The sequence below is a fragment of the candidate division TA06 bacterium genome (assembly GCA_004376575.1).
In the GTDB taxonomy this organism is placed as follows: domain Bacteria; phylum Hydrothermota; class DG-26; order E44-bin18; family E44-bin18; genus E44-bin18.
Map to the genome: position 1 here is coordinate 1 of SOJN01000082.1, position 9346 is coordinate 9346.

A 9346-nucleotide genomic window follows, 5' to 3' on the forward strand; every position below is an offset into this window, starting at 1 on the left:
CGAAATTGAAAACACTTGTAACCACAGATTACACGAGATTACCACAGAAAAACCATATCCTAATGTCCAAGTAGGGGCGCGGTCTCCGCGCCCATCATACTCATACCTCACAACCATAGACGGGTTTTTCAATTTAATATCGGGGTAGGGGAGAGGATTCGGGGTTTGACCAGAGCGTCATGTAGTGTTATACACTAGGGCATGGTACGAGGGAACATGCAAATATGAGATCTGTACGATTGTCCAACTCTTCGAAAATTGCCATGGGGTGCGTGGCGGTCCTAGCGTTTCAATTCCTATTGCTATATCCTCTACACACCTCAATGGACCTACCTATGGCCGATGAATCATATTACATGGGTTGGGGAAGTAGGTTCGCTTCAGGTACAGGAACTCTTGGTGACACATCTAGCTCTCCGTTTTACGTATTGCTCTACTCAGTATTCGTGAGATCATTCGGAGCAATCGGCAGCATCTTTCTTATGAAGTATTTTCTAACCATGAGTGTATCAGTGGCGGTTTTTGTTTTTCTTATGCGGAATCTACGTACGTATCCCATTTCAATCCTGCTGTCATTCGTGTGGGCAGTTTCCACTTACAATGTGAATGCAGACATTATTGTCTACCACTTCGGAGTACTTGTCTTTTTGCTGGCGCTTATTTACTGCAACACCAACAAAATGGTTTCAGTGATTCTTCTGCTATTGTGTTCATTCGTACGTCTGGAATACATTCTTGTTCTTGTCCCGTATGTCGTATATCTCTCTGTTCTTTTCATAAGGCATAGGAAAATAGAAAACCTCTTGCCATCTCACGTTAGGTCCAGAAGAATCCTATCATCAGCAACCATAGTGATACTATTGGCACTACTGATCTATGTGTCTATCAATGTGGATGGTTGGAATTTGGGTACTGACAGAACCTGGTTCGCTTTCAGACAGCACTACGCTTTGAGTCAAGTAAGAGCTGGTCAATGTGATCTTGATCCCTGGATTGACTACAATGTATTGATTGACCGAGACTTTCCTAGTAGCAACTCAGTGTTTGATGCTTTCCTTGTAAATCCAGCTCCAGTATTTCGGCATGTCTTGAGGAACCTCCTAAACCTCCCCAAAGCCATACTAAAATCGGTGTTTCCGGTCAGAGCCTTGACCTACTACCTTATCATATGTGTCGGGTTTCTTCTCTACACATTTGCGATACTCATTTTCTTCCGGAGATGGCGGAGGTTTGCTGTTCGTGCACGAAATGTAAAATCCAGGTTGGGTGACATACGTGTTCTGTCTATCTTTTCGCTGCTCGCTCTGGCGCCGAGCCTGATAGTATATGCAAAAGACAGGTATTCAGTGGTGCTAATGCCATTCATTCTTCTTTATTCTGGTGTTCTATACGTGGCGCTTCTGGAAGCATCCGACCGAAAGTCGTTTCTCAAAGCCGGCCTGTATTACCTAATATGCATAATTGTTGTTGTCTGTCTGATAGGTCCGAGGCCCCTTGCATATAGAGATGGGAAAAGACCCATCTACGAAAAAGTCGTACGATTGCAGGAGATTTGGCCTCGCACAAAGATAAAACTGTTGGGTCTGTGGTCGACCACGTATGCTAACTACATAGGACTTGATAAGTGTATTCCAATCGAACCTTTGGCTACAGCAGTAGGCGGCGATATTAGACCCGGAGGGGTGAGTTTGCGAGACTTGCTCCTGTCCCACGACCCGGACGCTGTCCTTATCAGTCAGCGTCTGCTGGCTTCGAAGAATTTTGATGAAAACTCAATCAAAGTCCTGAATTCTGAAGCCTGGACTGCGTATGACATCGGGGACGAAAAACTATACCTTAAAAAGCAAATCCGAAATTCTAATCCCTAAATCCTTCACCCCGTTAGATAATCACGTTTTGCTTCAAAGAATAGCTTTGTCTCTCCTGGTATATGGCTGTTGATTAGACCACTTGCTTTTCTTACCGGCCATATCTAACGGGGTAGAGAAATCCAAAATTCAAATGACCGAAATTCAAAACGCGCGCTCTGGTCATTGGTGTTTTGGTCATTCGAATTTCTGTCATTAGATATTGTTTACCCCATTAGATAGTTCCCGATGCGATTCTTGATATACCTCTTTCCCCAACTTGTTTTCAAGTACTTCTCCCTCTTCACAGCGTCCTTGCCGTTCAGGCAACCTTCATAGTATACCAACTTCAACGGTCTTCTATTCTTAGTCGACGGCACAAGTCCCTTGTTGTGGTCTTCAACTCTTCTGTTCAACTTACTTGTATAGCCGACGTACAGCTTCCCATCCTTCAAACTTTGTAGTACATAGACATAGTACATTTTATCTCACGGGGCAGGTAGTTTGTACCGACGAATGCGGAAGATCTGGCGAGTTCCTTGATTGCTTAGATATTTGCTGTCGTTCTCCGGAGGCTCTTGGTCAATCTGATGACCTTTTTATCGAAGTTCAAAGTCCCTTCCTCCAAGTCACACCGTTTTGACCTCTCGTGTGCACCCATTGCATAGTCTCCTGTTTCGGTCATTTGAATCTTGGTCACTAGGTATTGTTTACCCCGCTAGATAATAGGCTGTCGTCTCAATGAAGACCCTTACTTTTCTTGGAAGACTCGCATTTGCCACAATGATTACTGCTGTCATTGGCCATATCTAACGGGGTGAAGAATTTAGGATTTCGGATTTAGGATTTATGTCGTGGGAGGGGATCAGGTGGGGGATATGCCTTTGGATTTTTCGTATTCAGCGATCTCCAGCCTGGTCTGGACTACAGTGTCGGGATTGAGGGAAATGCTGTCTATTCCGCAGTCAACCAGGAATCTCGCGAAGTCAGGAAAGTCGGAGGGGGCCTGGCCGCAGATTCCTACCTTCGTGTTCCGCTTCGTGGCCTCGCTTATGAGCCTCTCTATGGCCCATTTCACAGCAGGACTCCGTTCGCTATACAAATGGATGAGAAGGTCTGAATCCCTGTCCAGCCCCAGGATTAGCTGCGTAAGGTCATTTGAACCTATGGAGAAGCCATCGAATATTTCAGCAAACTTATCTGCAAGTATCACGTTTGAAGGTATTTCTGCCATCATGTACACTTCAAATCCATTTTTGCCCCTGGGCAAACCGCACTCCTTCAAGATTTCAACCACCTTGCTACCTTCCTCAGGAGTTCTGCAGAAGGGAATCATAGCCTTCACGTTCGTCAATCCCATTTCTTCTCTCACTTTGAGAAGAGCTCTGCATTCCAGTTCAAATGCCAGTCTGAAATTCTTGTCATAGTACCTGGAGGCGCCTCTCCACCCAATCATTGGGTTGCTCTCTATTGGCTCGTACAGGTCCCCTCCGATTAGTTTTGCATATTCGTTGCTTTTGAAATCGCTGAGCCTGACGATGACGTCCTTCGGATAGAAGGCAGCCCCAATGCGGCCAATGCCTCTTGCGAGGCAGTCAACAAAGAACTGGGGTTTGTCATCTGTGTCGGGTATGATGTGCTCTATTGAAGTGACGATCTTCTTGAATTTCTCGTTCTCCCTTTTTTCATACAGCTTATCAAAATTGAGCAGAGCAAGCGGATGTATTCCAATGTATGAGTTTATGATGAACTCCAGCCTGGCCAGGCCCACGCCATCACACGGAATCCTGGAGTGGGAAAGAGCCTTGTCCGGGATTCCCACGTTCATCATGATTTTGGTCCTGGTTGCTGGAACCTCCGAAACCTTGATCTCATTCACTCCATATTCGATAATGCCATCGTACACATGTCCTTCAAGTCCTTCACAGCAAGACACAGTGACCTTTGCGCCGTCCTTCACACGCTCGGTTGCATTTCTCGTGCCCGTTATGCAGGGTATGCCCAGCTCTCTTGAAACTATGGCCGCATGGCATGTTCTTCCACCCTTGTCAGTCACAATGGCCGAGGCGATCTTCATGATGGGTTCCCAGTCAGGGTCTGTCATTCTGGTGACGAGGACTTTTCCCTTTTCAAATTTCTTTATTTCTTCTATGGAGTTCAGGAGGACTGACTCACCGGTGCCGACCTTGTGCCCGATTGCTCTGCCGGACGCAAGGACCTTTTCTTTTCCCTTGAGATAATAGGTTTCATATGTCTCGAAGTCTCTCCTCGCGGAGTGTACAGTTTCTGGTCTTGCCTGGAGAAGATAGAGCTTTCCTGTCCCGACATCCTTGCCGTCTCCGTCCTTGGCCCACTCGATATCCATGGGCATCTTTTTTCCGTGTTTGCTCGAAAAGTGCTTCTCGACCACGCATCCCCACTTCGCCAGCTCCAGTATTTCTTCGTCAGAGAGAGCGTACTTTCTTTGCTCGTGCTTGGGTACTGTTACATTCCTAACTGGGGTACGCGGTTTTGCAGAATAGACCATCTTCCTCTTCTTCTCTCCCAATCTCTTGCCTACAATGGGCTTTTTCCCGTCGAGCAGAGTGGCCTTATGGATGAAATACTCATCCGGATTGACCGTGCCCTGAACCACATTTTCGCCAAGGCCATAGGATGCATTGATGTGAATGATTGACTCAACACCCGACTCCGGGTCGATGGTAAATAGGACGCCGGCACTCGCAGAGTCAGAGCGAACCATCTTCTGTACACAGACTGAAACTCTGGTCTCGAGGGGATCGAGGTTCTTGTCGGCATGATAGGACACTGCCCTGGGCGTGAATAAGCTGGCCATACAGCCGAGTATTCTGTCACGAAGCTTTTCTTCACCGGTCACATTCAGATACGTCTGAAGCTGTCCGGCGAAGCTTGCTGTGGCCTGGTCTTCCATGTTAGCCGACGATCTCACAGCGACCTCGACCTCATACCCTGAGTCTTCGCACAGTTTTTTGTAGAAGCTGGCGATAGTATCCCACAATTCATCTGGAATCTCTGCTCGTTGAAATAGCCTCCTCGCATCTTTGCACTTTGATTCCAGATCGGCGATACTGGATGTATCTATATCGGAGAGAATAGACTTCACCGAGTCGTCAATCCCGTTTTCTCTGGTGATTTCACTGTAGGCTTCGGTGGTTACCGCAAATCCCGGGGGGACTCTTATGCCCAGAGGGGCAAGCTCCCTGAGCATCTCGCTCAGGGCAGCATTCTTACCTCCAACTAGATCCACTTCTCCAGCTCTTGGATCTGTGAGCCACAGGACGGAAGGCTTTGAGATCATTGGTCTTAACTCTCTTCTCGTGCAGAGGGACTTCCTGTTTAGGTTACTTATGTGACCAGCTGATGTCAAGAAGAAAAACGAAATCAAAACCAAATTCCAAACTTGTGTTGTGTCGTACAGCCTACAGCCTCAGTAGTCTTACATGTTATATCTTACATCTGATGTATCATTTGTTTGTAATTTGGTGCTTGGAATTTGGGATTTGGTCTTAGGCGGGACACGCGGGCCTTCCTTGACTTGGAGGGGAGAGGCTGGTATAATATGCTCAGTATCTTGGAGATAGCGTGGTCTAACAGATGGGGAGAGAAATGAAAAAACCTCTTAGTCTTATATTGTTTCTCATTTTGGTATGCGTGGGTCTCGCAGAAGGCGAGCAGACTGTATTCGGAAAAATCGAGGAGGCTCACAGGTCCGGGGAAATAGATAGGGCTACCGAGCTCCTTTACAAGCTCTATGCTGTCAAGGCTCCTGACAGGCTGCCAGAGAGATACAGGTCGGAAGCGCCCGCGCTTTGCGCAACAGTGCCGATGCTCGATGTCTGGAGGAATGTGGATCTCCTGGTCAAGGACAAGGGTGAGGAGGTATACCCACTACTGACAAGGCCTACTGGTCTGGACAGCATAATCAACACAACCCATTTCAAATTCCACTGGACGAATTCAGGCTCTGACTCTGTGGGTAAGTCGTATGTGGACAGCCTCACCGTCTATGCCGAATCTTCATGGAGCTACGAGGTAGACTATCTCAATTGGGACGCCCCTCCGGCTGACTACGATTCTGGGGGCGATAATCTATATGACATTTATGTATTTGATATACCCATACCAGGCGTGCTCGGCTATGTACAAGCAGAGTCGATCGGTCCGGATCCTCAACAGGAAGACGCGATAAGCTGGATGGCGATAGACTACAACATGAGTTCTATATATAGAAAGAGCACACTGGCCCACGAGTTCAATCATTCCTGCCAGTTCAGTTATTCATATAAAGAGAAAAAGTTCTGGTATGAGAACTGTGCGGTCTGGGCCCAGGATGAGGTCTATGATGGTGAAGATGACTACACGGGCTTCCTTGGGGGAGGCGTAGCCAACCCACTGACCAGGCCAGAATGGTCTATTACCGTGTTTCAAACTTCGGGCTATTATCAATACGGCGGAGTCACATGGCCCAAGTATCTTGCCGAGAATAACGATGTTGATATAGTCAGGAAGATCTGGGATCTCAATGCCACCCACTGGGACAGCTTCACCGTGGAGGATACCGACTCAATCCTGAAGATGGACTACAGCGACAGCCTCACCAATGCCATCAAGGAATACGCAGTCTGGCGATACTTCACGGGCAGCACCAGAGCCCAGAATCCTTACTATGAAGAAGGTTCGAGCTGGACCACGTCCTACGTGGCACCAGAACATACACATTCTACATATCCAGCCAGCGGGGATGAAGGCACCAGGCCCCCTGACTATTACGGGATAAACTTCATTGAGTTTGATACGACAGGCTTTCCTGGAGGTCTCAACATCTCGTTTGACGGAGAAGATGGATACTCCTGGGCTGCGATGCTCATCGAATACAACGACGGCGCCCCATCGGCATTCAGTGAGATAAGCCTGGATGCTAATGGGTCAGGAAACAGATTGATACCATGGGATACGTCGCAGAGGATCGTGCTAATCCCCTGCGTGCTCTCATCGAGTGGTGCTGACTTGGACTATACCTATTCTGCGAGCTTCATACCCACAGACACAGATACGCCGTATGTTGAGGTTGTTTATCCAAATGGCGGAGAGAGCCTCTCCGTGGCCACCACAGATACCATAAGGTGGATAGCCACAGACAGCGTCATGGTTGATTCTGTTTCTATCTATTATTCCACAAACGGCGGCTCGATATGGTCTCCAGTTGCCACTGGCGAGGAGAACGATTCATCGTATACCTGGTTGATTCCCAACACTCTCTCCAGCAATTGTCTGGTAAGGATTAGTGCGTGGGACTGGACCGCGAAGTGGGATGAGGATACCAGTGATGCAGTCTTCGCCATAGGCGACTTCACAGTACCCTCTGTTACAGTGATTCGTCCCAATGGGGGAGAGGACTTTGGAATAGGTTCAACAGACACTGTAAGGTGGGATGCTTCTGACAATGTGGGAGTTGACTCCATAGGCATCTACTACTCGACGGATGCAGGTGGGTCCTGGGGCGCTGTATCGACCGGGGAAGCAAATGACGGCGAATATCTTTGGTTGGTTCCCAACACGCCTTCAGACAGTTGCCTGGTAAGAGTGGTTGCCTTCGACCCCTCGTTGCTCCAGGGTGCGGATACATCTGATAACTTCTTTACCATAGGGGACAGCTTGAATCCCGTCGTGGACGTTATTCATCCCAATGGGGGTGAGTCTCTCGCTCCCGGAACGGAAGATACGATAAGGTGGGTCGCATCGGACGACAACGGGATCGATTCGGTGAATATATACTACTCGACAGATGACGGGTCCTCGTGGATAGACATAAGTCACGGTGAAGTGAATGACTCGACGTATGCGTGGACTGTGCCCAATACCCCTTCTGACAGTTGCAGAGTGAGGATTGATGTGTTTGATCCTGCTGGCAATCCAGGCTCGGATATCAGCGATAACCTCTTCACAATACTTGATACTGAGCCGCCCATTGTCACTGTCACCTCTCCAAACGGAGGTGAGCAGTGGGAGATAGGAGACGTTCGTCAAATCACCTGGGTTGCCACTGACAACATCAGTGTCGACTCCCTGAGTGTCTTTTATTCATTTACCGGCGGGATGATGTGGATTCTCCTCTCCCGGGGAGAGCCAAATGACTCGTCCTATGACTGGACGGTCTTCGGTCCACCTTCAGACTCGTGCCTGATGAGGATAATAGCATACGATTATGGAGGCTCTGCCGCTGCAGATACAAGTGACAGCTTGTTCCAGACATTCGACAGTACATTCCCTTCAGTGTTACTCTTGTATCCCAACGGTGGCGAGGTGATGGAAGCTGGCGGAGTGGATACCATAAGATGGACTGCATCTGATAATTATGTGGTGGACTCTATAAACATTTACTACTCTTCTAATGGTGGGGGGTCCTGGGATATAGTATCAACTGGTGAGCCCAACGACTCCTCGTACGAGTGGTCTATTCCCTCAGTAGTGAGCGACTCATGCTTGGTGAGGGTGCTTGCGGTGGATGGTGTTGAGAATACGTCACTCGACGAGAGCGATAGTCTGTTTTCAATTGCTGACAGTACGAATCCGTCAATCCAGGTTATATCTCCTAATGGGGGTGAGGTTTGGGGTGTGGGGGACGAAGATACGATAAGGTGGGTCGCTTCAGACGTTTTCGGTGTGGACTCAGTCAATATATATTATTCGACCAACAATGGCGGCTCGTGGTTCGTCGTCTCGCGGGACGAACCAAACGATTCCAGCTATGTGTGGACCATACCTGATATGCCATCAGACAGCTGTCTCGTTCGCATCAGGGCCTATGATCCCAACAATCATATGGGAACGGACGTGAGTGACGACATGTTCGCAATCCGCTATGTGGGAGTTGAGGAGACTACAGTCAACAGAGGGAAACCTGACGCGCTTGCACTATCAATGATTACATCCAATCCATTCAAACAAAGAGCTGTTTTTTACCTTGCGTTGCCCCAGACAGGGAACACAAGGCTCGATGTGTACGATATTACTGGTGGCCTGGTAGGAAATGTCTTTACCGGACATCTGGAAAGCGGTTATCATTCGCTGGAATGGAGTGGGGACGACGCAAAGGGAAATAGGTTTCCGAGTGGTGTTTATTTCTTTAGATTGGAGTCTGTCAGCGGGGTATCAGTAACGAAGGGTATACTGCTTGGCCGATAGGGCTAGGTGAATATCTTCCTTCCCTTGGCAAGAATCTGGTTCAGTGCATCCTTGAAGTAGTCGGTCGAGTTGATTATCTCTTCCGAAATTTCACTCTTGTAGTATTGCCACGATTTCTTTATTTCATCCCCGACCGTGTCGATGAGGTTTCCCTTTTCCAGGCCTTCTTCGACTCTCTCCGTATGATAGAGGACTATGTCCTTCACAAGGACTCGTGCCAGCCTCTTTGCCTTATTGTGCTCCTTCTGAACATCGGGCGGAAGCTCAGCCTCGGCCTCCATGGTTGGTGGAAA

Annotated in this window: 4 protein-coding genes; 2 read left to right on the forward strand and 2 right to left on the reverse strand. The window is 48.2% G+C overall.

Going from position 1 to position 9346, the window contains the following annotated elements; all coding sequences use genetic code 11:
- The first annotated feature begins 335 nt into the window (after positions 1–335).
- Entirely contained in the window at positions 336–1868 is a 1533-nt protein-coding gene (locus E3J62_07515; protein ID TET45455.1) for a hypothetical protein, read from the forward strand.
- 206 nt (positions 1869–2074) lie between these two features.
- On the opposite strand, the gene E3J62_07520 is transcribed toward E3J62_07515, so the two are convergent.
- Together E3J62_07520 and ppsA are read right to left on the reverse strand one after the other, a co-directional pair.
- A complete protein-coding gene (locus E3J62_07520) occupies positions 2075–2329 on the reverse strand; it encodes a GIY-YIG nuclease family protein (protein ID TET45456.1) in 255 nt (84 codons plus the stop codon).
- Between the two features lie 383 nt (positions 2330–2712).
- The gene (gene ppsA, locus E3J62_07525; GenBank protein ID TET45457.1) at positions 2713–5166 is read right to left on the reverse strand and encodes a phosphoenolpyruvate synthase; all 2454 of its coding nucleotides are present in this window, start codon (positions 5164–5166) and stop codon (positions 2713–2715) included.
- Positions 5167–5462: 296 nt separating this feature from the next.
- Between ppsA and E3J62_07530 the strand changes: the two genes are divergently transcribed.
- Positions 5463–9053, forward strand: coding sequence for a hypothetical protein (locus E3J62_07530; GenBank protein TET45458.1), 3591 nt, complete (start codon positions 5463–5465; stop codon positions 9051–9053).
- Positions 9054–9346: the final 293 nt, after the last annotated feature.

What these genes read in the sequence shown, in the direction of transcription:
- E3J62_07515 (TET45455.1), top strand. Translation starts at nt 336, where the DNA reads ATGGCCGATGAATCATATTACATGGGTTGGGGAAGTAGGTTCGCTTCA.
- ppsA (TET45457.1), bottom strand. Translation starts at nt 5,166, where the DNA reads ATGATCTCAAAGCCTTCCGTCCTGTGGCTCACAGATCCAAGAGCTGGA.
- E3J62_07520 (TET45456.1), bottom strand. Translation starts at nt 2,329, where the DNA reads ATGTACTATGTCTATGTACTACAAAGTTTGAAGGATGGGAAGCTGTAC.
- E3J62_07530 (TET45458.1), top strand. Translation starts at nt 5,463, where the DNA reads ATGGGGAGAGAAATGAAAAAACCTCTTAGTCTTATATTGTTTCTCATT.